A 26,705-nucleotide genomic window follows, 5' to 3' on the forward strand; every position below is an offset into this window, starting at 1 on the left:
CCTCCATGTCATTCTTGTTATCCGATTCAACCCGAAGTTGCCCATCGACCTGCTTTTAAAAACACATAATCTTCAAAAACAAGGCCAATTCTTCAACAAAGATATTTTATTTTTATTAATGTAATATTATTTGACAATAACTACTTGGGGATAAACCTTTTAACAAAAGTAACTTTATTGGAAAATAATTCCCGCTACTATTTTCCTACCCGTTTTCCGGGCTGTGCCCTTTTACTAATTATCTGAGTTAATTGCCTAAAATCTTAAGTACCCTATAAGACTGAAGTAATTGATTGAACAGGTATGTATTCTCCATTCTAATGAACAATATTTAGCAGGGATAAAGCAAAAAAGACCACCCTGAAAAGAGTGGTCTTTTTTGCTTACATCGAGGTACCTTCGCTTTAATTAGCAACCTCTTCTTCTTTTTTTCTAACACTTATGGTCAACTGTTCGCTGCTACCATCATGGTCGGCAACCAACACATCACCATCTCGCAAATCCCCTTTTAAAATTTCTTCAGCAACCGGATCTTCCAGGTACTTCTGAATGGCCCTATTCAAGGGGCGGGCACCATACTGCGGATCATATCCTTTCTCGGAAAGAAAGTCCTTAGCCGGAATGGTCAGTTCGATTTCATAACCCAGTCCTTTAACACGGCTGAACAACTTATCGAGCGATATGTCGATGATACGATGCAGATCTTCGCGTTGCAATGAGTTGAAAACAATCACATCGTCCAACCGATTGAGGAATTCAGGCGAAAATGCTTTCCGTAACGCACTCTGAATTGTGCTTCGCATAACCTCATCCTGATTCTCACTTCTCTTGGTGGCGAAACCGATCCCACTTCCAAAATCTTTCAGGTCGCGCGCTCCGATGTTAGAGGTCATTATGATTATGGTATTCCGGAAATCGACCCGGCGCCCCAAACCGTCAGTCAGGATACCATCATCCAGCACTTGCAGCAGAATGTTGAATACATCGGGGTGGGCTTTCTCAATTTCATCCAGCAATACTACACTGTACGGTTTACGACGGATTTTTTCAGTGAGTTGTCCTCCCTCTTCATAACCTACATAACCCGGAGGTGCTCCTACCAAGCGCGATACGCTAAATTTCTCCATGTATTCGCTCATATCGATCCGTACTAGGGCATCGTCTTTATCAAATAGGTAGGTCGCAAGTACCTTCGCCAACTCCGTTTTACCCACACCCGTCGGTCCCAAAAAGATGAACGAGCCGATGGGTTTTTTAGGATCTTTCAACCCAACCCGGGTACGTTGTATGGCTTTTACCAGTTTCTCAATTGGAGGATTCTGTCCAATGACTTTTCCCTTGAGTTCATCGGCCATATTAAGCAATTTCTTGCCTTCATCCAATGAAACATTAGTCAGGGGAATACCCGTCATCATGGCCACTACCTCAGCTACGTTTTGCTCGGTAACCGTATAACGCTTCTGTTTGGTCTCCTCTTCCCAGTGCTGTTTGGCCCGATCGAGTTGGTCTATCAGTTTTTTCTCACGATCACGCAGTTGAGCCGCCTCTTCATATTTTTGGCTTTTCACCACGCGGTTTTTTTCTTGTTTGATATTCTCAATCTGCTCTTCCAGTTTAAGAATATCCTCCGGCACCGTGATATTGCTGATATGCACACGGGCCCCTACCTCATCCATCACATCGATAGCTTTATCTGGCAGGAACCGGTCAGTAATATACCTTTCTGAAAGTTTTACCGCAGATTCTAACGCATCAGAGGTATAGTTCACATGGTGGTGATCCTCGTACTTATCTTTAATATTCTCTAGTATCTGAATAGTCTCTTCCACCGAAGTAGCATCCACCATCACCATCTGAAAACGGCGGGCCAGAGCTCCGTCTTTCTCAATATACTGGCGGTATTCGTCAAGGGTCGTTGCGCCGATGCATTGAATCTCGCCCCGTGCCAAAGCCGGCTTGAACATATTGGAGGCATCCAAAGAGCCCGAAGCTCCCCCTGCACCCACAATCGTATGCAGCTCGTCAATAAACAGAATCACATCGGGCGATTTTTCCAATTCATTCATAACCGCTTTCATGCGCTCTTCGAACTGGCCCCGGTACTTGGTGCCGGCTACCAGTGAAGCTAGATCCAGGGTTACAACACGTTTGCCAAACAGTACCCTCGATACTTTTTTCTGAACAATGCGGAGCGCCAGACCTTCGGCGATCGCCGTTTTTCCCACACCGGGTTCACCGATCAGAATGGGATTGTTTTTCTTACGACGGCTCAATATCTGAGCTACCCGCTCGATTTCCTTTTCACGACCCACAATGGGATCCAGTTTGCCGACCTCAGCCAGCTTGGTCAAATCACGGCCAAAATTATCGAGAACCGGAGTCCTTGATTTTTCGGCACCCTTAGCTTCCTTACCTGAGGAACCCCCACTGCCGAACATGCCGCTCCGGGGATCATCGTCCCCATCATCGGTGTCGGAACCCATACGGGGAGGCGTTCCGGATGATTGATATTCTAACATTTCCTTAATTACTTCGTAGTTTACATTAAAACGGTGCAGTATCTGCGTAGCCACATTATCCTCATCCCGCAGGATCGAAAGCAACAGGTGTTCCGTGCCGATCAACGGGCTCTTGAAAATCTTGGCTTCCAGGTAGGTAATTTTAAGTACCTTTTCGGATTGGCGCGTCAGAGGAATGTTCTGCAGATTCTTGACATTATTGGTGGCAGAACCCTTCGTAGCCTGTTCGATAGTCAACCGAACTTCATCCAGGGAAACACCCAACTTCTTGAGCAGACCTATGGCTACGCCATCCCCTTCCCTGATCATACCGAGCAGCAGGTGCTCAGCGCCGATAAAGTCGTGACCAAGGCGCAAGGCCTCTTCCCGGCTAAGGGTAATTACTTCTTTTACTCGATTTGAAAATTTAGCTTCCATGTATAGGCAGGAAAAATATAGTGTCTTCTACTAGTTTATTAACCAATATCCGTCGGGCTTTGTTCATTCAGGTACTTTGTGGGCGGTATTGAATTCTGGAGAATCAGTCGTGACTCAGGACCTTGATTGAACAGCAAATCAACGATACTCAAATTTGATACAAAATCGTTGCCAAAGGTTTGATAATAGGGAAAAGGTGTATAAAAAACAGTACCATCTGTCTTCTTCTTTGCATTTATCAAAGACCTGGCGTCAAAAATATTTGAAATCATTGAAGTGGGTGACAAAGTGTACGTCATGTGTTTCTTTACACCCAAATAATGAAGACATAATGTCAGCAGTTCAAAGTTAAAATCAAAGAGAAAGGGTATCTTTTTATAATACAGAGCTTCCAGCCCGGGGGAATAATGCTCAAAGTACGGCGATTTCCCGTAAGCGGATTGCAGACACCCCCAATGTCGACGATGCCAAGGCTGATCATAGTCAATGCGAACCTCGCGAATTGTGCCTCCTTGTCCTCTGTTTTTGACCGGAACAGTAAGCGTGTCCACTTTATTGGCAGTCAACACCCGGCAGCGGTTTCGGTATGACTGCCGAACATATGGCTCATACACATCCAGAACTACCTCATCGAATTGCATCAAACAGCTGAAATACTCCAGGCAAGGCAGATAATGCAATTCCAGCAGTACCCTAGATTTCATTCCGTTGGCTACCCGATTTACCAGTCATTACCAAATATGGCAAAGACCGAGGTAATTATCAAAAAAATTATAAAAAATAATTTACAAAAAGGAATACATCTGGCTCCAAACCACCTTTGATGCAATTTCTCGCTTTAAAGGAATTGGGATAAATCACCCAGGCCTTCCCGGATTATTTCAAAATCGTCGGTTGTAGCATCCACGATGGTGGAACCCACATTGCCCCCATAGCCGCCATCTACCACAATATCTACCTGGTGCTGGAACTTCTCAAAAATAAGCTCAGGATCGGTAGAGTATTCGATCACTTCATCATCGTCTTTGATGGAAGTAGTAATGATGGGGTTTCCCAATTCACGCACGAAAAACCGGGGAATTTCATTATCCGGAACCCGGATACCCACCGTTTTTTTATTGGTATTCAGTAGTTTAGGAACATGGTTGGTAGCCTCGAGAATAAAAGTAAATGGTCCCGGCAGCGCTTTCTTCATTAATTTGAAAGCGGCATTGCTCACCCTGGCATAATCGGCAATGTGACTGAGATCGTAACAGATGAACGAAAAATCGTTCTTCTGCGGCTTAATGCCCTTGATCCTGGCCACTTTTTCAACCGCCCGGGCATTATGAATATCACAACCCAAACCATACACCGTGTCGGTGGGATATATGACCACCCCTCCACCCCGCAGGCAATCGGCCACCTGGCGGATTCTTCGGATGTCCGGATTGTCGGGATATATTCGTATGAGTTCAGCAGGCACTTTTAAGAAAGAAAAAGGAGATGAAAATCAATAACCTAGGTAAAATTACAACTACGTCTACGAATTTGTAACAAATTTTACATCAAAACCTCTCCGACCAGTCAGTTTTTTTGACCACCGCTGGGCATAAAAACGATAGGCCCAATTGACGGGAAGCCGCAAACGGCAAAGGAATACGATCAACTCAGTAGGTAATCCGGGGTCCTCGATATAATTCAGCAAATGACGGAAGCGTATGGCCAACTCAAATTCCTGGGCATAGAAGCATTTCCGGATGAACGTTCGGATTCTGAGGGCTAGGGCATCGAATTCCTCCTGACTACGATTAAGATCATATGCTTTATTACAAACTGAAAACGTAGACTGCAACATACCGCTTCTCGGCTGATACACCTTTCCCGACAATGACTCAGGAAGTACCCTTTTATGAGTAAGTACCTCATCCTGATAAGCGTACATATACCGTACCGACGAACGCACCCAAAAATCAAAATCCTCATACGTGAGTGATTCGTCGTAGCCTCCCAGGGCTTCAATCACACTACGTCGCATCATCATGGTAGGAGTACAAATGAAATAGCGTTCCAAGACGTCCTTATACACATCTCCTGTGGGTATTTGGATTTGCACACGGCCAGTAGCATCGACAGGATAGTGGAAACGCCCCGGTGCGCCTGTGGCATCGATGTACAGTGCATTGGAAAAAATAACGCCATAATCTTCGGGTAAATTTTCAAAAAAAGCTACCTGCCGCTCGATCCGGCTAGGTATTAATATATCATCCCCCGAGAAGTCAATCACATACTTACCCTGAGCCAGCGCCAATCCCTGGTTAAAGGCGGAGCACAGGCCTTTATTCCAGGCGTTGGCAATACGTTGAGCGTGGGGGTTCTGCTGGCAAAAAAGATCGACACGACTCAGGGTACTATCCGTACTAGCGTTATCGATAATGATCAATTCAATGTTTGGATATGTTTGACGGGCTACCGACGCAAGGGCTGCGTCCACGAAATCTTCATGATTGTAGGTTGTACAGATGACGGAAACTAAAGGCATTTTCATAGGCTAAATTATTAAGAACTCTGCCCGGTGTGGATTTACCGAGTCTTTGTACTATAAACTCCCACTAGCCAATAAAGTAATGCCCTGATTGAGTAAACGGTAAATAATTATTTTTCAAAGCCTTATTTTGTCATTAAATCATCTCATTTTTTTGGCACGGTATTCGATAAAGATTTGGCGGACTGAGTGTGTGATAGTTAAATGCGGCAACTCCCTTTGGGGTACTGTCCGTATCTGTCAAATCACAAATTTAGTCTTTATGGGTTAGGGTATTTTATATAATGCCGGATCGCTAAGGTCCGGCATTTATTTTTAGCCCTTTTTGGCACGCCTGGCCATAATAATGCTGGCATTGATTTCAAATCCAAAAATCAGCAGCAGGGCAATCAGATAGATCCAGACCATGAGAGCAATCATGGTACCTATGGAGCCATAGAGCTTATTGTAAGTCCCGAAATTAGAAAGATAGAAGGAAAATGCGTAGGTGGCCAGCACAATGAGCGCCGAAGCAATAAATGCGCCAGCATTGAAAAAGGAGAGGCGAACCAGACGATTCGGTGCAAATCGGTAGATCAACGAAACACCTACCGTAAGTGCGGCAAGCGTAGTGATATAACGAAGTACATTCACTAGGTTAATAATCCATGTTTCACGAATGATGTTCCATTCACTGACAATCTGCATGACACCGTCGCCTACGATCAACAGTACCACCGACAGGAAAATGATTAGCGCCAGCAAGATGGTAAGCATAAGGGCAATGGCGCGGGTTTTGAAAAAACCCCGTTTATCCTCGTCCCGATACACCACATTGAATGAGCTCATGAGCGATACCATCCCATTGGTGGAAGTAACAATGGTCAGAATAAAACCTACTGACAGGATGTCACGACGGGGACGACTGATGATATCCAAAATGGTGGTTTGTGCTTCGGCATAGATGCTGCTGGGCATCACCTCGCGCAGGAAATCCATAATCTGAGCTTGCAGATTATCAACCGGAATGTAGGGAATGAGGGTAAAAAAAGAAATAAGGGCGGGAAATGCCGAAAGGGTCAGGCTGAAAGCTACGGATGAAGCCCGTTGGTCGATGTCATAGACCAGGAGTTTATCGAGGAGGTTTACCAGAATATCGTACAGTGTGACTGAGCCCCGGAACAGGGTGGTGGTTTTCAGCCAATCGCTGAACCGCTGAAACTGACGATATTGAAGTAATTTTTCCAGCATAGGCTACTGTTCAGTCCGAGAAGTAAGGGTAGAGTTTTTCCAGCAAATCGGCCGGAGCCATGCAAAGTCGCCCCGTTACCCTATTTTGAAACACCAGAGTCGTTTCTCCGGTATTTAATAGAACGTCATCCTGATTCCGAATCGCATACTCAAAAACCACCCGGGCAGTCGGCAGGGTACGGATACTTACATAGATGCTGAGCAAATCGTCGTAACGAGCGGGCTGGTGGTACCTCGACCGGTTTTCGTATACGGGCATCATGATTCCATCGTTCTCCATCACTTTATAATGGAAGTCGAGACTACGCAAGGCCTCTACCCTGCCTATTTCGTAATAGCGGGCGTAGTTTCCGTAGTATACGTACCCCATTTGATCCGTATCGGCATACCGTACCCGGATTCCTTTCACTTCGTAGGTAAACATTTTTGAATTATTTCATAATATTCCTCCGGTTCAGTTCGGCCTGATACAGCCGCGCATTGGCCAGATGGTCGGCATAATTGTCGGCAAAGGCATGGTACCCCGATAGGTCGGCCCGGGCGCACATGTAGGTATAATTATGCTTTTCGTAATTAAGCACGGCATCGAGCGATACCTGGTCGGCCAGACGAATGGGGCCCGGCGGCAAGCCGGTATTCCGGTAAGTGTTATAAGGAGAAGGTACCATCAATTGGGCGGTGAGGATGCGTTTAATGGCAAAATCGCCCAGGGCAAATTTTACCGTAGGATCGGCTTGCAACGGCATACCGGCTTGCAAACGGTTGATGTACATACCGGCCACTTTAGGGCGTTCGTCCTTTTTCCTCGCCTGCTCTTCCTCCACAATCGAAGCCAGGGTAGCCACCTCCACTGGCGTCAGATTGATGGCCTTGGCTTTGGCCAGGCGCTCGTCAGTCCAGAATTTCTTGTATTCATCGTGCATCCGGTCGAGGAACTTTTCGGTACCCACATTCCAGTATATATCGTAGGTATTGGGCAGGAACATACTGACGATCGTGGTCGTATCGAAGCCATATTTTTGAACCAGATCGGGGCTGCTGAGCGCCTCGCGGAACTTCTGTTCGCCAAATTCGAAACGCGGCCCGATGCGCTCGATGAGTTCTTCTTTCAAGCGGATGTTGTTAAAGGTCAGGCGCACAGCATCCTGGTCGCCCTCGCGTAGTTTTTTCAATACCTGAAAATTGGACGAATTGGGCTTTATCACGTAACGCCCTTCGCGGACCCGCTCGGGGTAGTTCAGCAGCTTGGCCAGAAACATGAAGGAAATCTGATCATTGATTACATCATGCTTTTTCAGCGTGTCCAGCACCGACTGGTAGGTTGCTCCCTCGGGAATCAACAAGGCAAAGCTCTCCTGCTTCTCGTGTTGCAGGTTGGGAGTCTTGAAGATCTGCCAGAAATAGAAGGTAAATGTGGTGGAGAGAACAGCGAGTGTGATGAAAACCCCTATCTTGAAATTACGCGACATCTATATATTTGAAACCGGGTCGCCGGTGCGATGGATAGTTGAAAAATGAAAACGGTCGGTCTAATTTACATTTCTTAATGGTTAACTCATAAGGTACCTCCTTGGTCAAATGTAGTTTACGTCTCAACCGCCTGTACTCACCCTTATTTTACGGTAAATTCTAATTCAAATCGTTGGGCCAACTCGACCAGTGATTGTACCACAGGCTCTAACAAAGGAATACCCTCCTGTCGGCGAATCACTTCGGCTTCGCGCTCGGGGTCGCCAGGAATGATGACCTGCTTTCCCTCCACCGCCCGTGCCTTACGAAAAGCCCCGATCCAACGATCCATATTGTCTTTAAATTCCTCAACGGGCCGAAATCCATCAACGCACATAGCCCCTAAAAAGTGTCCCGTACCCAATCCGACGCCTGCCTGTGCCGCCATGAAGCCAGCCGTGGCGAAAGGGGGTACCCAAGGGCCGTAGTTGGCACCCGAAAGTACTCCCGAGAAGATATCCACGATAGCGCCCAGGCCATACCCTTTGTGACTACCGTGCTCCCGATCAGACCCTAGTGGCAGCAGTCCTCCCCCACTTTTTACGGCGTTGGAATCATCGGTGGGGTTTCCCTCGGCATCTTGCGCCCAACCCAGCGGTGCGGGCAGCCCCTGCCTTTGCAGAATCTCGAATTTACCGTATGCCACGGCCGTAGAGGCAAAGTCAGCGACGAAGGGCGGTTCGTTTCGGGTGGGTACAGCCACCGCCAGTGGATTGGTACCTAGCAGCTTGTCCAACGAAAAGGTAGGCGTAACGAGCGGAGCGGCATTAGTCATGGTCCAGCCGATCATGTCTTTCTCGAGAGCCATCATGGCATGGTAGCCCGCAATGCCGAAATGATTGGAATTTCGCACCGACACCCAGCCCGAACCTACCTTGGCCGCTTTTTCCATAGCAATGCGCATCGCCTGGGGTGCTACCACCAGCCCAAGCCCCCGGTCGCCATCTACGGTTGCGGTGCTGAGGGTTTCGTACACGACACGCACCTGCGGCGTGGGATTGAGCCGACCGTTATCGTACAGACGCACGTAACCCGCCAGGCGGGCAATGCCGTGGGAATCTACCCCGCGCAGATCGGCACTGATCAGCACTTCGGAAGCCAGTAGCGCTTCCTGGGGCGGACAACCAATTTTTTGAAAAACGTTCTTAACAAAACTCTGTAAATAATCGGCCTGGTACATGGGAGCACATTTAAACGTATAGGGTACTTTTCGATCTGAACTAATAAATGGCAAACTTTGCCAGCACAAACGTACAAATATCACTTCACCCACCCACGTTACAAAATCAGTATTTACGTAAACCTACCTTGCCATGCGAAATATTATTTTCTTTTTAACCTTAGCCTGGGGTACCCTAAGCGCGGCTTTTTCCCAGACAAATTCTCCGCAAACTGTATCCCCTACCCTCACCCACGCCACTATTTTTCTGAACCGGGCCGAACTCACCGCCACGGCAAAAACTACGATTCAGGCCGGGGAGCAGCGGGTATTGGTCGAGAATATTCCACTCACGATAGATCCCAATAGTATGCAGGTAACAGGTACGGGCAATGCCATCATAACGGGGGTCCGGTTCGTGCGCGACTACCTGCGCAATGCGCCTCGGCCTGCCAACATCCAGCGCCTCGATGATACCCTGCGCACTGTGCAGGACGACATCGCCGCCGCCGAATTGTCGTATTCGGTACTGGAAGAAGAAAAGAAGTTGATTCTGATCAATAAGCAGGTGAGCGGTTCGGCTTCGGGAGTGAAAGTGACCGAGTTGAAAGAGCTGGCAAATTTTTACCGGGAGCGCTTGACCGACATAGGTACCAAACTCCTTAGAATCAAAGAGCAACTCACGGCATGGAAAGAACAGGAGAAAAATATTCAGAACCAGCTCTCGGATTGGCAAAACCGCCGCAAACAGCCCACGGGTGGCATCGAGGTAAGTCTGACAGCTTCTGCACGCACAACCTTAAATCTGGATATTTCATACGTCGTGAACGGCGCCGGATGGCGGCCTGTATACGACCTTCGCGTAAAAGACACTCAACAGCCGGTGAGCCTTTCCTATAAAGCCCAGGTATACCAGAACACCGGACAAAATTGGGAGAACATAAAGCTTACCCTCTCGACCTACAATCCTGCGCTGGGTGGCAACAAGCCCGAACTGACGACGCAATATGTAGATTTCCCTCAGCCGATTGTGATGCGAAGGGAAATGGCAAAATTTTCTGCTGCCCCTGCTATCAAAGGGTCCGTGGTGGAAGCCGCCGCCCCCATGGCCGATGTTCAGTCTTCTGCAGATTTCACACAAATTGAAGTAAACGATTTATCTGTGACCTTCGATATCGCCCTTCCCTACGACATTCCCACGGGCAATCAGCCCCAACTGGTGGACATCGCCCGACATGAAGTTCCGGCTACATTCCGCCACTTTGCCATCCCGAAACTGGATCAGGACGCCTTCCTGGTGGCCCAACTTAGCGGATGGGAAAAATACAATTTATTAAACGGTACCGCGAATGTCTATTTTCAAGGAACCTACGTGGGTGAAACACAGTTGACTACCCAGAATACGAACGATACGCTGACGCTGTCGCTGGGACGTGACAAAAAAGTAATTGTGGAGCGTGAACGACTGAATGAGTTTAGCAGCAAGCGCTTCATTGGCAGCAATATTCGCGAAACGGTCACGTATCGGATTACGGTACGGAATACCAAACCCGAAGCGGTACAGCTCACCCTGGAAGATCAGGTACCCATATCGCAGAACAGCGATATCGAAGTCAATGTAGAAGAAGTTTCAGGAGCGAAACGCAATCCGGAAACCGGTAAGCTTAGCTGGGATATTAATCTAAAACCGAATGAAAACCGTACTTTTGACATCCGGTTCGAGATCAAATATCCGAAGGGTCGGACGGTAGTTTTTTAGATTTTTTGGACATTTGACCCACGATGTTCGATCACATCTTAGTCTCAGGTCGAATATCGTGCGTCGATCGTCAACTTTTGTTACCAGATAATGAACCTCAATAACACCTTCCTGAATCGGATCTTCGGCTATTTTGTCCGGGGGCTCATTTTGGTGGCGCCTTTGTATTTTACAATTCTGATTATCTGGACGGGGGTAGAAACCCTCGATGGGATTCTGCCCATTTCCATTCCCATTTCCCAAAACAAATCCATCTATCTGCCAGGGCTGGGCATGTTGATTATCCTGGTGGGCATCATTCTGCTGGGATTTTTCTTCTCCACGGTGGTACCCCAGTCTTTCTTCAAATTTACCGAACGCATTCTGCGGAAAATTCCGCTGGTGAACCTGATATTCTATTCGGTTAAGGATCTGATTACGGCCTTCGTAGGGGATAAAAAGAAGTTCAACCAACCCGTACTGGTCACGATCAACCGTGAATCCGACATCAAGAAATTGGGTTTTATTACCCAAACCGATTTGAGTCATTTGCATATAAAGGATTATATTGCCGTCTATATGCCGCATTCGTACGCATTTTCCGGCGAACTGTTCATTGTGCCGATCGCCAACGTTACGCTTCTGAATGCCACAAGTACCGATATTATGAAGATGATCGTGTCGGGTGGGGTTTCGACCAAAGGGCAAATACAGGACGAAGACTAAGCCTGACCCATAGGGTACATCGAAGGCCGAACGAAGGATAGTGTAGTCAACAAATTGTCATGAAAGCTCTCATTGTTTTACTGGTTTTCATCCTGGCATTTCAGAGCCGGGCCTTCGCCCAGGATCATTATGATCCGTCGAAGGCGTTGACGAGCGAAGAGCTTTTCCTCAAAAAGAATGATAGCAGACGGGCCATTACCAAAGCCGGGCAGAGGTACCTGGTTCTGGATGCTTCACCGATGATCGGCAGTTTCCACCGCTACCGCTACTTTCCCGGCGATCGCATCCGTTTTCGGATTAAAGGCGATCCAAACCGCTTCAACGAAGAAATTTACAGCGTTTCCGACAGCAGCTTTACCTTTCTGCTGGTCAACGAAGCGGCCCGGCGTATGGAGGGCCATGAAATCAAATTGCAGGAAATCAAAAGGATCAAGACCTACCGCCGCATACCCTGGGTTACGGAGGGGTCGGTATTGCTACCCATTGCGGGGCTGGTGTTTGTGGGGGCCGATTTTTTCAACAAAGGCCTCGACGGCAAGCGATTCACTACCGACACCCAGGCTCTGGTGGTAGGTGGGGCGCTGGCCGTAACCGGATTTCTTTGCTACAAGCTAAGCTTTCCCTCCGTCAAAATCAAAGGCCGTAACCGCGTTAAGGTACTCCAAACGTATTGATAGATCGTGAATTCTGATTTTTTGCCAAACCCATCAGATACCTGTCTCTTCAAAGTTTTCATAAGTACCTGTCTGGAAGTCCGCTTTCCACCAAAGCCTCAGAAAATATAGTCTCAAAAGTAAAAAACACTGTCAACCAAGTACATGAATTCCCTGCTTGTCCATCCCCCGCAAAGACCGATCCGGGCCGAAATAAGACTGGCTGCTTCCAAAAGCGAATGCAACCGGGCCTTGATCATCAACGCCCTGACCGGTTTCAAGAGCGACCTGTCCAATATTTCAGAAGCCCGCGATAGCCAGACCATGCAACGCCTGCTGGCTTCATCCGACTCTGTGGCCGATGTGATCGATGCGGGTACCACCATGCGTTTTCTGACGGCCTACTTTGCCGTGACCAATCAACACAAAATCCTGACGGGTACCCCGCGCATGTGCGAACGGCCCATCGGATTACTGGTGGACGCCCTGCGTGAGTTGGGGGCCAACATTACTTATGAAAATAAAGAAGGGTACCCTCCGTTGCGTCTGGAAGGTTTTAAGGCATCGGAATCCAATCACCTGACGATTCGGGGTGATGTGAGTAGCCAGTATATATCGGCGCTTTTGATGGTAGCCCCCCTCCTGCCCCGAGGTCTCAAGCTCACGCTGGAAGGCGAAATAGGTTCACTACCTTATATCGAAATGACGCTTCACCAAATGGCTAGCTTTGGCATTGAATACAAAGCGGATTGGAATGCCAAAACGATCACGATAGCGGCCCAGGCGTACGAACCCCGGCCTTATGCCATCGAATCGGATTGGTCGGGAGCAAGCTACTGGTACAGCATTGTGGCGTTGGCTGAGGATGCCGAAGTAGAATTGCTGGGTTTAAAAGAAGATTCCCTACAGGGTGACAGTGCCATTGTGGATATCATGGAACACCTGGGCGTACAAAGTACCTTCACGAATCGTGGCGTTCTGCTGCAAAAAACGACCGCCGCCCCGGCCCTCGGTTGGGACTTTACCCACTGTCCTGACCTGGCTCAGACGGTGGCGGTATGCTGCGCGATGAAAAACATTCACTTGTCCATGACGGGTGTCGAAAGTCTGAAAATCAAAGAAACAGACCGCATTTATGCCCTGCAACAGGAACTCAGCAAACTCGGGGCGGAACTTCGTGAAATAGAACCGAACCATCGCTATGAAGTCCGCATTCTCTCCGATCCAGACCCCCAGGGTACCCCTGCCATCCACACCTACGACGATCACCGTATGGCCCTTGCTTTTGCCCCGATAGGCATGGTACGTCCCGTACAAATCGACGATCCGGGGGTGGTGGTGAAGTCCTATCCAAGCTTCTGGGAACACCTGGGTCAGGTGACGCGAATCGAGGAACCTCAACTTTCCTGAACCCCATCGGTCCATCCCTATCCGTTCTCATGTACCGTTTCCGGCTATTCGTTCTCATTTTGCTCACTAGCCTGGGGTGCGAGCGTGTTTCCAACCCGCCCAGCAGTCCGGGTTATGAATACTTTCCACTCAATACCGGGCAGAGGGCTGAATATGACGTAGTCGAAACTACCTACGCATTGGCTCAGGCACCCTTAATCCGTCGGTACAAAATCAGTGAGACTGTAGGAGAAAAATATACCGACGCTGCCGGGCAGGACGTTTATCCGATTGAACGGAGAGTGGAAAACCCACAGGGCGAATGGGTTGCCGATTCGGTCTTTATAGCCTGGCGTACCGAAACCCGGGCTTTGCGGGCTGAAAACGGGGATACCTTCGTCAAAATCCAGTTTCCCGCTTATGAACGCTCCCGCTGGAACGGAAATTTATTCAATACGATGACTGAACAATTGTATGAAATCACTTCGGCCAATAAACCCCGAGAAACCGCGGGAGGTACCTTCGACAACACGCTGACTGTAGTTCAGCAGAACGATTCGACGCTCCTTTCACTGCGACGAAGCCAGGAGATTTATGCCGAGGGCATTGGCCTGATCCAGCGCGAACGGACCTTTGTACAATATTGTGGCACTCCCGACTGCCAGGGCAAGGGCATTATAGACTACGGATATTCACAAGTATCCACGCTAACCAATTTTACCAAATGAGGAATTTTTTCATCCTTGGCTGCTTACTGGTATGCTTCTGCGTAGGGTCGGGAAAAGCCCAGAGTTTACCACGCTATCTTGTCTATTTCAAGGACAAAGCCAACACGCCTTTCACTATCCAAAATCCGGAGGCCTACCTTTCAGCACGGGCTATCGCCCGTCGGCAACGGCATGGCGTGGCCATTACCCCGGCCGATTTTCCCGTGAATCCTACGTACATACAGGCCATCGGGCAGACTGGAGCGAAGGTACTCTATACAACCCGCTGGCTCAATGGAGCGCTTGTAGAAGCCTCTGACGCACAATTGACAGCCATCCGCAATTTGCCATTTTTTAAAGGTATCGAACGGAACCTACCCCTGGCCCCCGCCACCACAGCAGGCATTGCCCGGCTGGGCGCGGTGAACGAAAAATTTGGTACCCAGGAAACTGTAGACCATGGACGCATGCGGGATCAGTTGGCTATGCTGGGGGTACCCGAACTCAACGATAATGGCTTTCAGGGCCAGGGAATAATTATCGCCGTACTGGACGCCGGGTTCTCGCGCGCGAACGAGCTGGTCTACCTCAAACCCCTGTTTGATTCCAAAAGGATACTCGATACTTACGATTTCATTTCCCGGAATACCAATGTGTACGATGACCACTTTCACGGTCTCAACTGCCTCTCTACCATAGCTGCCAACCAACCGGGCGTGATGGTAGGCGCCGCCCCTGAGGCAAGTTTTGTGTTGTACCGTACTGAAAATGAATACAGCGAAACGCCCTATGAGGAAGCAACCTGGATTCTGGCCGCCGAGCGGGCCGATAGCCTGGGAGCGGATATTATTTCCTGTTCGCTGGGATACAATCTTTTCGATGATCCAGCCTACGATTATACGCGGGCCCAAATGGACGGCAAGACCGCCCTGGTAACCCGGGGAGCCCGGCACGTGGCCCGTACCGGCATGCTGCTGGTTAATTCTGCGGGCAACGAGGGCAACAATGCCTGGCGCTACATTACCGCTCCCGCCGATGCCGATTCCATACTGGCGGTTGGCGCTGTATTTTCCAATCGTACCTATGCGCCTTTTAGTTCGGTGGGCCCCACGGCCGACGGCCGGATCAAACCCGATGTAGCGGCACAGGGAGCAGGCACGGTCATTGGCAACGATTTGGGTACCGGGGGCGTTTCTACGGGCAATGGTACCTCTTTTTCGGCTCCCCTGATTGCGGGTCTGGCCGCCGATCTATGGCAAGCCCATCCGAATCTGACGGCTCAACAATTGCGGGAAGTTTTAGTAAAATCCGGGCATCAGGCAGCAAACCCTGATTCTTTGCTGGGCTATGGGGTACCTGTGGTACAACGCGCGCAGGAGATTATCTTGCAAGACTACTCGCCCTTGGCTACGGAACCTACCCCGCTCACTACTGCTGTTCTTTATCCGAATCCAGCCCAGGACGCCGTTTACATTCGGTTCGGCAGTCAGGTACCTTCTTCCACCGAAGTACAGATTATCAGTAATTCAGGAATAGCGCTGACCCGGAGGATACCCGTTACCAGAATGGACGTCGGAATCTCGGTGGCGGCTTTCACGCCCGGACTCTATTTTGTCAAAATAAGTACCCCTCAGTCTGTACGTGTGCTGAAATTCATTAAACGTTAGGGCTGTTTTTGCGCCACATCCGCAGAATAGACTCGGAGGCATTGTACAGCCTCGCCTCTTCCATGGGTACCCAGCGTACTTCTTTGGCCTCGTGGTTCCGTTCAATTTTCTGGACCGGATCAGCTTCCAACAGGAAACGAATATCGTAATGGTAGTGGGCGGCCTCCCGACTGTTGGCCGGAATGGTGTGTACGTCCACATCGAAAATACCCGTACCGAGGGGCATGGCTTTCACCCCGGTTTCTTCCCATACTTCCCTCAGGGCTACTCCCCTCACATCAGGATTTCCGTCGCAATGGCCCCGGGCTGAAACCAGCGGTTTAATTTGCGATGGTGCATCAGAAGTACCTGCTGCCGGTCGGGCGACACAACCCAGGCGGAGGCTGTAACATGACCCGCCTTGAGCGAGCGCTCGAAGCAATTCGGATTTTCTTCGACAAAGGCAATGGTCCTGAGCCACATGTCCCACTCGAATTCATCCGCCGGAACATGATTATTTAACATAGCCAACAGGGCATGCCGGTGCATAGGCGGTAGGGTTTGTTGTTTTATTCGCTTAATTTCGCCCCTAAATTCAACAGTTAATCTAAAAACAAAAAAACACAACCATGAAAAAGTATTATTTGGCATTTATACTGGTGGTAGGGTTACTGAGTACCTCCCTGGCGCAACGTACCCCTCAGCCCAGCCCGGCAGCCAGTGTGATGCAAACCGTGGGCGTGACTGACTTCACCGTCACCTACTCGCGCCCATCCGCCAAAGGCCGGACTGTTTTTGGGGATAGCGCCGTCGTTTCCAACGGCAGAACCTGGCGGACCGGCGCTAATGCCGCCACTACCCTGGAGGCTTCCACCGATTTCATGTTCGGAGGCAAAAAGGTACCTGCCGGCAAGTATGCGCTTTTTTCTATTCCTCAGAGTGGGCAATGGACCGTCATTCTGAATAAGGACACCCAAGCCAGCGAAGAAAGCTACAAGGAATCGCAGGACGCCGTGCGGGTGATGGTAATGCCTGCTTCGGCGTCTGAGTTTATGGAATCCTTCACGATTGGCTTTTCTGATGTTACCGACAGCACCGCCTATCTCAACATTGGCTGGGGTACCGTAAACGTACCCGTACCCCTGGCGGTTATGACCACCGACATTACGATGATGGCTATGGATAAGGCCGTCATGGAAAAACCCGAAGATCCCAACACCTTACAGAATGCCGCCAGCTACATGCTTTCTAAAGGCAAAAACCTGTCTCAGGCGCTGGCCATGGCTGATAAGTCCATTGGTTTGAAAGAAACATTCCGCAACGTGTGGCTGAAAGCGCAGATACTGGCCAAAATGGGCAAGGTAGCAGAAGCCATTCCTTTGGCTCAAAAAGCGCTGGCGATGGGAAAAACCTCCGGCGACAGCGCATTCAGTTTTATGGGTCCCCAGATTGAAAATGGTCTGAAGAACATGCAGGCGATGGTAGCCGCCGCGGCTACCAATGCTGCCAATATGGTCAAAGGTGCGAAAGGGAAGAAGAAATAAGCCTTTTTCCCAAGCAACAAAAAAAGCCCGCTGTCAGAAACAGCGGGCTTTTTTTGTTGCTTTACGTTTGGTCCAAAGCTATTTTCGTACTTCCTATCGCACAACCCACGACGCTCCTATTTACCGGTGTTTTCTATGGAAGAGATTATTGAATTTTTCTCTAGGCTAGGCGATTCATCCGACTGGCCGCCGCGTTGGCAATGCGGCACATGGTCCGACTTCCACGGCTGGCTCTACATCATTTCGGATTTAATGATTTGGCTGGCTTATATGTGCATTCCCGTTATTTTGCTTCGCTTCATATTCGTTAAGCAGGGTGTTCCGCTCAAAAGAGTCTTTTGGCTTTTCGGAGCATTCATTCTCTTATGCGGGCTCACCCACCTGGTCGATGCTTTCATTTTTTGGGTACCCGTCTATCGAATCAGCGCACTCGTTCGCTTTTTGGCCGGTATTGTTTCCATTGCTACGGTGGTGGCTCTGGTGAAGTACTTCGATGATGCGGTGGGGCTGAAAACTTCGCAGGAGTTTGAGCACGAATTAAAATACAGACAGAAAGCCCTGCAAACGCTCGAAATGGCCAATGAAGAATTGAACCAGTTTGCCTATGTGGCCTCACATGACCTGCAGTCACCTCTTAAAACGATCGAGGGGTACCTTGGGCTGCTTGAAAGTCGGTATGCCAGCCAATTGGACGAAGCGGGCCTGAAACTGGTTAGGACTACCGCCAGTTCGGCTAATCGGATGCGTACCTTGATCAATGATTTACTGGATTTTTCTCAAACCGGTCTGAATCAGGAATTCGCCCAGGTCGACATGGATATCCTCATGGCCGAAACACTGGAAGAACTTCAAAACGAAATTAGTGCCAGCGGAGCACAGATGAGGGTTAGTCCGCTGCCTGTGCTTTGGGTAGCCCGAAATGACATAAAGCGGGTAATGCAAAACCTGATCGGCAATGCAATCAAATACAGCAAAAAAGGGAGTGTACCTGAGATCGAGATTTGGGCTCGGGAAAAGCCCGACGATTGGCTGTTTTGTGTGAGTGATAATGGAATTGGGATCGATGAAACCTACTTCAACAAAATCTTCCTCGTATTTCAGCGGTTGCACGGCCGTCAGGAATATCCCGGAACTGGCGTAGGGTTAGCTACCTGCAAGAAAATCATCGAAACACACGGTGGAAAAATCTGGGTGCAAAGCTCACCGGGAAAAGGCAGTGATTTTTTCTTCACCATTCCTAAAAATCCCAAAACCATCCATGATTTCCAGCGAACGGAATAAAACCCATTGGCTCGCGGTCCGATACGGATTGATTCAAATCGGGCACCTACCGTACGTACTCGTCCCAATCGCCATAGTGTTCTGTCTGGGTACCTTTTGGTAGCGCCAGAGCGGCGGCAGCTACACCCAAAATAGTGGAAGCCAGGGCAAGCCCAAGCGAAGGGTACTCCGTGAACCAGATGCTGATCGCTAAGCCTACTCCGAGCAGGACATTGAGGTAGCGACCTATCCGGAACACTTCACCCATACTGATCACGGATACTACCACAATCAGCGCCCCTCCCAGGTGGTTGACCGTAGCGGATTGAGTCTGGATCGTATCGCCGAAAATATCGGGTATAAACACCAGAATAATACCCAAAAGCATAGAAATCGTCAGGGTCCAGGGAAAGCTCATCCCCCAGATGGATGCCTGAAAAATCGAGTTTTTCTCGTCGGGAAACTTAACCAGTTCGGGTGATCGCTTATCCTGATCCATGCTGTCGAGGCTGCCACCGAACCAGAATACCTTCCATAAATTGTCGCCGCGTTTTCGGGCTTTTTTAATGAACTGGAACATGGCTATCACCTCATCTCCTTCCAGCGGCAGCATGGGTAGCATGATCAGTGCCGGAACAATACACAGGGTACACCAGGCACCCACCAAGACCGGCTGAGAAATGACCAGGAAAATATGCACCAGTCCCAGCGGAATGACCAGAATGCCAAAGAACGTAACCATCCAGGGCATGGTACGCCAGCGCGCCGGACTGCCCATAAACCCCATCAGGAATTCAAAGGTATACGCGAGTGAGCCTAGCCCGGCATCCGAAACAGGCATGGCATGCGACATGGAAGAATTAAGTACCTCAATCGAACTATGTCCAAAAAATGGATCCCAGACCGTATCCAGGTACCCTAGCTGAAACGCCGCCAAATAGCGCGACACCATCCAACCCATAAAACCGGTAACGATCATGATCCAACGCTGCGGCCAGCTTGATGGATTGTAGGTCCAGCCTGGGGGTACCTCTGAGCCCATTTCCATGTACATGATCATATTGGGCATGCCGGGAATCAGTACCGTGAGCCCCATAACCAGCGCCCCTACCAGGGTATCGTTCATATAGGCAAGGGCCGAGGGAGACCAGAAAACCAAGGGAGCCATGCTGAGCCAGATACCCACAAAACAGCAAATCCAAACACTTATGGGCCGGTTGGAGGTTAGAGAACGCCAACCAAAAACAATCAGCAGGATACCACAGACGATGTCGCTCCACTTCATGGCCAACACCCGGGCGTCCAACGACAACCAAACGCTCCGCCCCCCGCTAGGCAGAAAGGGATTTTTTCCGTAATCGAAAGTCAAAGGCGAAAGCAATACCCAGAAGCCCAAAATCACGACCAGCCAATACACCCACAACGTTTGCTTGTGGTGCATCATCAGCATATCCATCCGGTCGTGGTGGGTCATTTTCATGGACTCACCTTTGGAGGTACCCCCATCCTGATCCATTTTCATCATCGGGCGCGTCACGCCGCGTTCACCCATTCCGTTTTCCATACAGGTTTTCAAACAAAAAGCTGCCAGCCTTCAAATGGCTGACAGCGTTATTCATTAAGACCACCTTTTACCTACCAATACTCCGACGGCCAGAGCGAGCGAGGCTACCGCTCCCCACGAAATGAGCTTGTGCGTGGCGGCCCAGGTTTCGGGACTAAAATCCCACGCATTAGCCTCGAAGGTACCATGGGCTCCGTGGTCTCCGGGCAAAGGTTCATAGAGGTTGTCTTTCCGGTTGGGATCTTTAGGCTCGTCGGTTTGCTGGCCGTCGTAGCCGGTAGCCCCCAGGTACCGGTCCAGTAAACCGGGAGCAATCTTATCGCCCAGAATGGATTCAACGGTAGGGTACCCTACGTACAGTTCCCGGCGCGGATTTTTAGCGATGTAGGCAATGGCCTGTGCCGCCACTTCGGGCTGATAGATTCGCCCCATCGGCTGTGGCTTATTGGGGAGGTAGCTTTTCACAAACCCAAATTGCGTCGTGTTCATGGCGGGGAGCTGCACCATGCTCAGGTTGATATTGCTTTTATCGTGAAACAACTCCGACCGTAACGAATCGAAAAACCCCTGAATGCCGTGCTTGGCTCCGCAATAGGCTGATTGTAGCGGAATACCCCGATAGGCCAGAGCAGAACCCACCAGTATGATGCTACCCCGATCACGGGGCAGCATCCGTTTCAGGGCTGATTGCGTGCCGTACACCTGCCCGAGGTAGGTAACCTCGGTCACGCGCTTGAAGTCTTTGGCTTCCAGCTGCTTGAACGGCCCGAACACACTATTCATGGCATTATTGATCCAAATATCAATGGGTCCCAATTCGTTTTCAATCTGCTCGGCCGCGGCTTCAATCTGCTCGGGATCCGACACATCGGTCGGGATAGCCAGGGCCTTGCCCCCGTATTCTTCCACTTCTTTTTTCGCACCTTCCAGACCTTCTATTCCACGTGCCAAAAGCCCGAGGTTGGCTCCCTGCCTGGCAAACTCGCGCACAATGGCGCGTCCCAGACCCGCTGAAGCACCAGTTACGACGACTACTTTTCCTTCAAATTCTTTATTTTCCATTATATATTTTATTAGATTCTACTGATTGACAGATACTTGTTGAAATCACCACAAGTCTTTCTCCATGATGGCATCGAATACCAGTCCGGCCGCTGCGGCATACACGGCGTGGTGTAGCACATCGATGGCGATTGCCTTGGGCTTTTCCTCGGTTATGGGCGGGGCTATGTCCAGGCTGGGTAACATGACAAGCCCGGTACCCCACACCCCGGCAAAATGGGCCACTGTGGCGGGTGAACCCGTAAGCCCTACCAACGAGAGCAAGCCGCGTACTGCGCCCCAGGCGGTACCATACGTCCAGTGGATTTCTTGAGCTACTTTCGCTTTTTCTCCTTTGTTGACCGGCTTTATATCCAGCACTTTGGCTACTGCTTTGGTAGGCGCATCGCTGGCCTTCCGCTTGGTTATTTTCATTTCGATCATCTGAGAGATCGTGATAGCGGCCGTACCGGCCAAGCCGGCGATCAGGCCTGCGCCTAAGGCTGTGCTGATTTCTTTGACGGGATTATTTTTCATAGGGATTCGGTGTTTTGAGTTAGGAATTGGTTAGATAGGTCATAAATATCCTGCCATTCCCTAAAACAGAGCTATTATTCGGGGGTTAGGCAACTACAAGGTAGAGTGTTCCTGCCTCTGAATACTATTTTCCCCATTCGTAAACCACCTCATCTACGCGAGGGCCAAAACAAAAACGGGCCGGAAGTAAAGAACTTCCGGCCCGTTGCCCTGAAAAGGCGTGCCAAATTTCAGTCTACGACCAAAGGTAGGTCGCTAATTACCTGCCATTCATTCTGGGAATTCTGGACCAAAAACAGGTACTTATGCATGCTTGATGTGCCGTTGCCTTTGAGTGATATCTCCACCATAGCCGTGTGAGCCGACACGCTGATTTGTCTGAACTCCGACTCGTAGGAGGCACCTCCTACTTTTCCATCCTTCATCATGCCGAGGTAGGCTTCCCGGGTAATCAAGGTAGTACCCGGTGTACCCCGGAAGCGATTGGCCATCACTCGGTAATCGGGATGAAGCACGGAGTTGAGCGCTTCAAGGTCGCGGTGGGCGGCAGCTTCGTTGAAAGCCATCACCGTCTTTTTCACTTCCATTTCCATTCCTTTGTTGCTTTTTTGTGCGAAGGACACCCTAGTCATCAAGGCGCCCATTAGCAGCGTGATTACGATCTTTTTCATTTGCAATACATTTTAGCTGCTGCAAATGACGGAAAAGCGCTAGGGCTGTGAATTGACGATCGTCACAAAACGTTTCAGGCCATTCTTTTTCTGATACGACTCAGGGTCTCGCGGGCTATGCCCAGATAGGAAGCCAGGTACTGTAAAGGAACGCGCTGAATGAGGTGGGGGTAGTTTTCGAGAATATAGGCGTAGCGGTCCTGCGGGGAATAAAGGGTAAAAAGCGAAGAATATTTCTGTTCGGTGATGGCTACCTGTTCCAGAATCTTACGGCCCAGTTCCTGAAAAGAAGTCGAGTTTTGGTACAGGCCGATCAGTTGGGCTTTCGGAATAAAAATCGTTCGGGAATCTTCCAGTGTTTGGATAAACTTGTGGGAAGGGGTACCTGTAGAAAGACTTTCCAGCTCACAGACAAAATCGTTCTCAAAGTGAAAGGCGGTATTGACTTCCTTTCCGTCTATCAGCCGGTAGGTTCTCAGGCAACCCTGTACCAAAAAATAAATCCCCGGACAGACTTTCCCTTCTGTCAGCAGGAATTCATTTTTGGTTATCCGTTCCTCCCTTAAAATTGAGTGAAAAAGCTCCCAATCTGCATCAGGAATTGCTCCAACCCCAGTCAGAACATTTTTGAGATTATCCCCCATACTTCTCTAAGGTACCTTCCCTCATTCGCCCTTTAAGTGCTTCAGCAGCCAACCATTCATCAAATCCCGCTGCTCGGGGTAGGTCCAGTGGCCGGTGTCCAGCGCCAGATAGAGCGATTTGGGCGCGGTGATGACGTTGTATGCTGCGTACATGGAGGTAGGCGGGCAGGTTTCGTCGTTGAATCCCCAGGAGTACTGTCCCGGAATCTTCACGCGCCGGGCGAAGTTCACGACGTCGTAGTAGGCCGTCGTGGCAATCTTGTCCTTTTTGTCATTAAAATCACGGCTACTACCCGCGAAATAGTGGGGCCAGCCACCCGCCCGTCCATGCAGATAACCTGTTACGTCGCTCAGCGCGGGGTAAAAAGCGCCCAGCCCTTTTACACGGCTGTCCAGCGCGGCCGTCACAATGGACAGCGCCCCGCCCTGACTACCGCCCGTTACGGCCAGGTTCGACCCGTCGAACTGAGGCAGGCTGGTCAGGAAATCATTGGCCCGCACGCAGCCCAGGTACACCCGCTTGTAGTAAAACCGGTCTTTATCGTCGAGGTTGAAATTCTGGTAGTTGCTCAGGGCGCCGGCGCGCAGGTCGTCGTAGACGCCCGCATCCATTGTGACGGGTACCCCGTGAATACCGATCTGAAGCGTGATGATGCCTTGTTCGGCGTTGGCTATGTCACCAAAGTAAGGACGAACCCCCGCGCCGGGTACGTGCAGAATAGCAGGGTACCTTCCCTCTTTTTTGGGCATGGCCAGAATCCCGTACAGCCGCGAATTGCCATAGTTTCGGATATTCACATGATAGACATTGACCGTTTCGGTGCAGCGCTCAGGTAGCAGCGTCATTTTCGCATCCAGGGGTATTTTGGCCAAATCGGCTTTACCCTCCGACCAGAATGTATCAAAGTCGGCAGGATCCGTGGCGGTGGGTTGGATATTCTCCGGCCCGAAACCTGCGGTACCCAGCCCCCGGTACTCCACACCGTCTACTTCGGCGATGGCGATACAGCGCAGGAAGCCAGGATCTTTCATCGTGCCACCCTCTACCGAAATGGTACCATTCGCCAGCGTTTTGGTTTCTTTCACGGTAGCGGGCATTTTTTCGGGACCGATCTCGTAGCGCACCAGAGTATTTTTCACGGGGTTGCCACTTTGCAACACACTGATGGTGAATTTGGCTTTATCGCCGGGCTTATAGGTCCAATCCGTGCGGTCGGGTGCCACAATGACTTTGACGAAACGTTCGACGGGCTGGGCCAGGCCCGGGTTAAGGTATAGGCAAAAGATAAGGAGCAGTAAGGGCAGGGAGCGATTTCGCATGGGAAGGATTATTACGTGAAACGATTCGATTCTAGGGTTAGAAAGAACCAATTGACCTGGATTTATCCATGCACCGGCGGAAGATTTTAAAAATTTGTGCATTCTGGGGATGGGTGGGCTACTTTCTGAAATCTTTTAGGGTACCCTCTACCACCGATATGAAAACTCATTTCGAAAAACATCCGTATATTTGCGAGCACAAATTCAAAGGACTTCTCCGTGTAAAAAATAATTTCTTTCGGACTAAATAGATGGCCAACTGCTTTGCGATTGGCTGTGATTATTCACTCTACAAGAAAGAAATTATGCTTCTTTTACAAAATCTTTCCTATATACATCCCAACCAGGATTTACTGTTTGAACACATCAATCTTACAGTAAACAATCACGACAAAGTAGCCTTGATTGGCCACAACGGCGCGGGAAAATCTACCTTACTCAAAATAATTGCGGGTGAATTACAGCCTTCTTATGGGCAGGTACTATGCGACACGAAACCTTATTATATACCTCAAATTTTCGGTCAGTTTAATCATCTGACCGTGGCCCAGGCACTACAAGTAGAGAATAAACTGGATGCACTGAAAAAAATTCTCACTGGCGATGTATCGGAAGAGAATCTGAATTTGCTTGACGATGATTGGACTATCGAAGAGCGTTGTGCCGAATCCATGAACTATTGGCAATTGACCGATTTGGATTTATCCCAAAAAATGGGAACGTTGAGTGGCGGTCAGAAAACGAAGGTTGTTCTCGCGGGTATTTCCATCCATCAGCCCCCACTTGTTTTATTGGATGAACCGAGCAATCATTTAGACTCGGAAAGCAGGCAATTATTGTATCGCTTCATTCAATCCACCCCAAGTACCCTGGTCGTGGTGAGTCATGATCGGAAATTGTTGAATAGTCTGGATACCATTTGCGAAATGAGTAAAGGTGGTATCACTCGATATGGCGGTAACTATGATTTTTATGCTGAGCAAAAAAGAATAGAAACCAATGCCCTGAATCAGGATATACAAAGCCGGGAAAAGGCGCTGCGCAAAGCCAAAGAAAAAGAACGGGAAACCTTGCAACGACAACAAAAGTTGGATGCCCGGGGCAAGAAGAAACAGAAGAAAGCAGGCGTTGCCCGGATTATGATCAATACTTTACGGAACAACGCTGAAAATAGTACCTCCAAATTGAAAGAGGTTCACGCGGAGAAAATTGGCGGCCTTTCAAACGAACTACGCGAACTACGAAACGAATTGTCGGATCTTGACAAGATGAAATTTGGTTTTGACAATTCCGCGTTGCATCGGGGTAAAATACTATTCGATACTGCCAAACTTAATTATAAGTACGGAGATGACTTTCTATGGCAAGAAGACTTAACCCTTCAGATCACGAGTGGCGAGCGAATCGCCCTGAAAGGCTCGAATGGTTCGGGTAAAACAACGTTGATAAAACTCATATTAGGTACCCTAGATCCACAAATCGGAACGGTTTATCGAGCGGCAGGGAATTCAGTATACATAGATCAGGACTATTCGCTAATTGACAACAACCTGACTGTGTATGAACAAGCGCAAAGATTCAATGTTTCTGCCTTACAGGAACATGAAATCAAAATCAGGCTCAATCGATTTCTTTTCGCAAAAGAATATTGGGACAAACCGAATAGTACCCTGAGCGGTGGAGAGAAAATGCGCTTGATGTTGTGTTGCCTGACAATCAATACTCAGTCGCCAGACCTCATTGTACTTGACGAACCAACCAATAATCTGGACATTCAAAACGTAGAAATTCTGACCGCAGCCATCAACGAATATCAGGGTACCTTGATCGTTGTTTCACACGATGAGTACTTTTTGGAGCAAATAAATAGTCAAAAGGAAATCCGGCTTTGACGTAACGAATGATGG

At 49.3% G+C, this 26,705-nt stretch carries 25 protein-coding genes; 9 read left to right on the plus strand and 16 right to left on the minus strand.

Going from position 1 to position 26,705, the window contains the following annotated elements; genetic code table 11:
- Window positions 1-404: 404 nt before the first annotated feature.
- The 8 genes from GBK04_RS01230 to GBK04_RS01265 form a co-directional block, all read right to left on the minus strand.
- Window positions 405-2,936 carry an ATP-dependent Clp protease ATP-binding subunit gene (locus GBK04_RS01230; protein ID WP_152756164.1) on the minus strand — a complete coding sequence of 844 codons (2,532 nt, stop codon included), beginning with the start codon at window positions 2,934-2,936 and terminating at the stop codon, window positions 405-407.
- Between the two features lie 38 nt (window positions 2,937-2,974).
- Window positions 2,975-3,640 (minus strand): WbqC family protein, encoded by a 666-nt coding sequence (locus GBK04_RS01235; RefSeq protein WP_152756166.1) that lies wholly within the window; start codon window positions 3,638-3,640, stop codon window positions 2,975-2,977.
- Between the two features lie 134 nt (window positions 3,641-3,774).
- Complete coding sequence (locus GBK04_RS01240) at window positions 3,775-4,401, minus strand: L-threonylcarbamoyladenylate synthase (RefSeq protein ID WP_373330609.1); 627 nt, start codon at window positions 4,399-4,401, stop codon at window positions 3,775-3,777.
- Window positions 4,402-4,458: 57 nt separating this feature from the next.
- Entirely contained in the window at window positions 4,459-5,463 is a 1,005-nt protein-coding gene (locus GBK04_RS01245) for a glycosyltransferase (RefSeq protein WP_152756167.1), read from the minus strand.
- Window positions 5,464-5,775: 312 nt separating this feature from the next.
- On the minus strand, window positions 5,776-6,690 hold the full coding sequence (locus GBK04_RS01250) for a YihY/virulence factor BrkB family protein (protein ID WP_152756169.1): 915 nt from the start codon (window positions 6,688-6,690) through the stop codon (window positions 5,776-5,778).
- Window positions 6,691-6,700: 10 nt separating this feature from the next.
- On the minus strand, window positions 6,701-7,114 hold the full coding sequence (locus GBK04_RS01255; RefSeq protein ID WP_152756170.1) for an acyl-CoA thioesterase: 414 nt from the start codon (window positions 7,112-7,114) through the stop codon (window positions 6,701-6,703).
- 7 nt (window positions 7,115-7,121) lie between these two features.
- The gene (gene mltG / locus GBK04_RS01260) at window positions 7,122-8,159 is read right to left on the minus strand and encodes an endolytic transglycosylase MltG (protein WP_152756172.1); all 1,038 of its coding nucleotides are present in this window, start codon (window positions 8,157-8,159) and stop codon (window positions 7,122-7,124) included.
- Between the two features lie 143 nt (window positions 8,160-8,302).
- Complete coding sequence (locus GBK04_RS01265) at window positions 8,303-9,379, minus strand: Ldh family oxidoreductase (RefSeq protein WP_152756174.1); 1,077 nt, start codon at window positions 9,377-9,379, stop codon at window positions 8,303-8,305.
- 133 nt (window positions 9,380-9,512) lie between these two features.
- Between GBK04_RS01265 and GBK04_RS01270 the strand changes: the two genes are divergently transcribed.
- From GBK04_RS01270 to GBK04_RS01295, 6 genes are all read left to right on the plus strand, one after another.
- The gene (locus tag GBK04_RS01270) at window positions 9,513-11,117 is read left to right on the plus strand and encodes a DUF4139 domain-containing protein (protein ID WP_152756176.1); all 1,605 of its coding nucleotides are present in this window, start codon (window positions 9,513-9,515) and stop codon (window positions 11,115-11,117) included.
- Between the two features lie 90 nt (window positions 11,118-11,207).
- Window positions 11,208-11,822 (plus strand): DUF502 domain-containing protein, encoded by a 615-nt coding sequence (locus GBK04_RS01275; protein WP_152756178.1) that lies wholly within the window; start codon window positions 11,208-11,210, stop codon window positions 11,820-11,822.
- Window positions 11,823-11,881: 59 nt separating this feature from the next.
- Window positions 11,882-12,496 carry a hypothetical protein gene (locus GBK04_RS01280; RefSeq protein ID WP_152756180.1) on the plus strand — a complete coding sequence of 205 codons (615 nt, stop codon included), beginning with the start codon at window positions 11,882-11,884 and terminating at the stop codon, window positions 12,494-12,496.
- A 144-nt stretch (window positions 12,497-12,640) separates the two neighbouring features.
- Window positions 12,641-13,885: a 3-phosphoshikimate 1-carboxyvinyltransferase gene (locus GBK04_RS01285; RefSeq protein WP_152756182.1), complete on the plus strand. Its 1,245-nt coding sequence runs from the start codon at window positions 12,641-12,643 to the stop codon at window positions 13,883-13,885.
- A 29-nt stretch (window positions 13,886-13,914) separates the two neighbouring features.
- Window positions 13,915-14,592, plus strand: a complete 678-nt coding sequence (locus GBK04_RS01290; protein ID WP_152756183.1) for a hypothetical protein — start codon at window positions 13,915-13,917, stop codon at window positions 14,590-14,592.
- Window positions 14,589-16,238 (plus strand): S8 family serine peptidase, encoded by a 1,650-nt coding sequence (locus GBK04_RS01295; protein ID WP_152756185.1) that lies wholly within the window; start codon window positions 14,589-14,591, stop codon window positions 16,236-16,238. The genes GBK04_RS01290 and GBK04_RS01295 overlap by 4 nt, the downstream gene beginning before the upstream one ends.
- On the opposite strand, the gene GBK04_RS30200 is transcribed toward GBK04_RS01295, so the two are convergent.
- A complete protein-coding gene (locus GBK04_RS30200; RefSeq protein ID WP_373330610.1) occupies window positions 16,228-16,515 on the minus strand; it encodes an NUDIX domain-containing protein in 288 nt (95 codons plus the stop codon). The genes GBK04_RS01295 and GBK04_RS30200 overlap by 11 nt on opposite strands.
- Window positions 16,512-16,766: an NUDIX hydrolase gene (locus GBK04_RS30205; RefSeq protein ID WP_373330611.1), complete on the minus strand. Its 255-nt coding sequence runs from the start codon at window positions 16,764-16,766 to the stop codon at window positions 16,512-16,514. The genes GBK04_RS30200 and GBK04_RS30205 overlap by 4 nt, the downstream gene beginning before the upstream one ends.
- An 80-nt stretch (window positions 16,767-16,846) precedes the next feature.
- On the opposite strand from GBK04_RS30205, the gene GBK04_RS01305 reads away from it, so the two are divergent.
- On the plus strand, window positions 16,847-17,761 hold the full coding sequence (locus GBK04_RS01305) for a DUF2911 domain-containing protein (RefSeq protein ID WP_152756187.1): 915 nt from the start codon (window positions 16,847-16,849) through the stop codon (window positions 17,759-17,761).
- Window positions 17,762-17,896: 135 nt separating this feature from the next.
- On the plus strand, window positions 17,897-19,042 hold the full coding sequence (locus GBK04_RS01310) for a sensor histidine kinase (RefSeq protein WP_152756189.1): 1,146 nt from the start codon (window positions 17,897-17,899) through the stop codon (window positions 19,040-19,042).
- 46 nt (window positions 19,043-19,088) lie between these two features.
- Here the strand turns inward: GBK04_RS01310 and GBK04_RS01315 are convergent, their stop codons facing one another.
- From GBK04_RS01315 to GBK04_RS01340, 6 genes are all read right to left on the minus strand, one after another.
- Window positions 19,089-20,585 carry a vitamin K epoxide reductase family protein gene (locus GBK04_RS01315; protein ID WP_152756191.1) on the minus strand — a complete coding sequence of 499 codons (1,497 nt, stop codon included), beginning with the start codon at window positions 20,583-20,585 and terminating at the stop codon, window positions 19,089-19,091.
- A gap of 54 nt (window positions 20,586-20,639) precedes the next feature.
- The gene (locus tag GBK04_RS01320; protein ID WP_152756193.1) at window positions 20,640-21,647 is read right to left on the minus strand and encodes an SDR family oxidoreductase; all 1,008 of its coding nucleotides are present in this window, start codon (window positions 21,645-21,647) and stop codon (window positions 20,640-20,642) included.
- A gap of 45 nt (window positions 21,648-21,692) precedes the next feature.
- Window positions 21,693-22,163 carry a hypothetical protein gene (locus GBK04_RS01325; RefSeq protein WP_152756195.1) on the minus strand — a complete coding sequence of 157 codons (471 nt, stop codon included), beginning with the start codon at window positions 22,161-22,163 and terminating at the stop codon, window positions 21,693-21,695.
- 230 nt (window positions 22,164-22,393) lie between these two features.
- Window positions 22,394-22,834, minus strand: coding sequence for a nuclear transport factor 2 family protein (locus GBK04_RS01330; RefSeq protein WP_152756197.1), 441 nt, complete (start codon window positions 22,832-22,834; stop codon window positions 22,394-22,396).
- Between the two features lie 74 nt (window positions 22,835-22,908).
- Entirely contained in the window at window positions 22,909-23,478 is a 570-nt protein-coding gene (locus GBK04_RS01335) for a Crp/Fnr family transcriptional regulator (protein WP_152756198.1), read from the minus strand.
- Between the two features lie 21 nt (window positions 23,479-23,499).
- The gene (locus GBK04_RS01340; RefSeq protein WP_152756199.1) at window positions 23,500-24,798 is read right to left on the minus strand and encodes an acetylxylan esterase; all 1,299 of its coding nucleotides are present in this window, start codon (window positions 24,796-24,798) and stop codon (window positions 23,500-23,502) included.
- A 251-nt stretch (window positions 24,799-25,049) separates the two neighbouring features.
- On the opposite strand from GBK04_RS01340, the gene abc-f reads away from it, so the two are divergent.
- Window positions 25,050-26,690 (plus strand): ribosomal protection-like ABC-F family protein, encoded by a 1,641-nt coding sequence (abc-f, locus tag GBK04_RS01345; protein ID WP_373330612.1) that lies wholly within the window; start codon window positions 25,050-25,052, stop codon window positions 26,688-26,690.
- Window positions 26,691-26,705 lie beyond the last annotated feature (15 nt).

This window comes from Salmonirosea aquatica (assembly GCF_009296315.1).
GTDB lineage: Bacteria > Bacteroidota > Bacteroidia > Cytophagales > Spirosomataceae > Salmonirosea > Salmonirosea aquatica.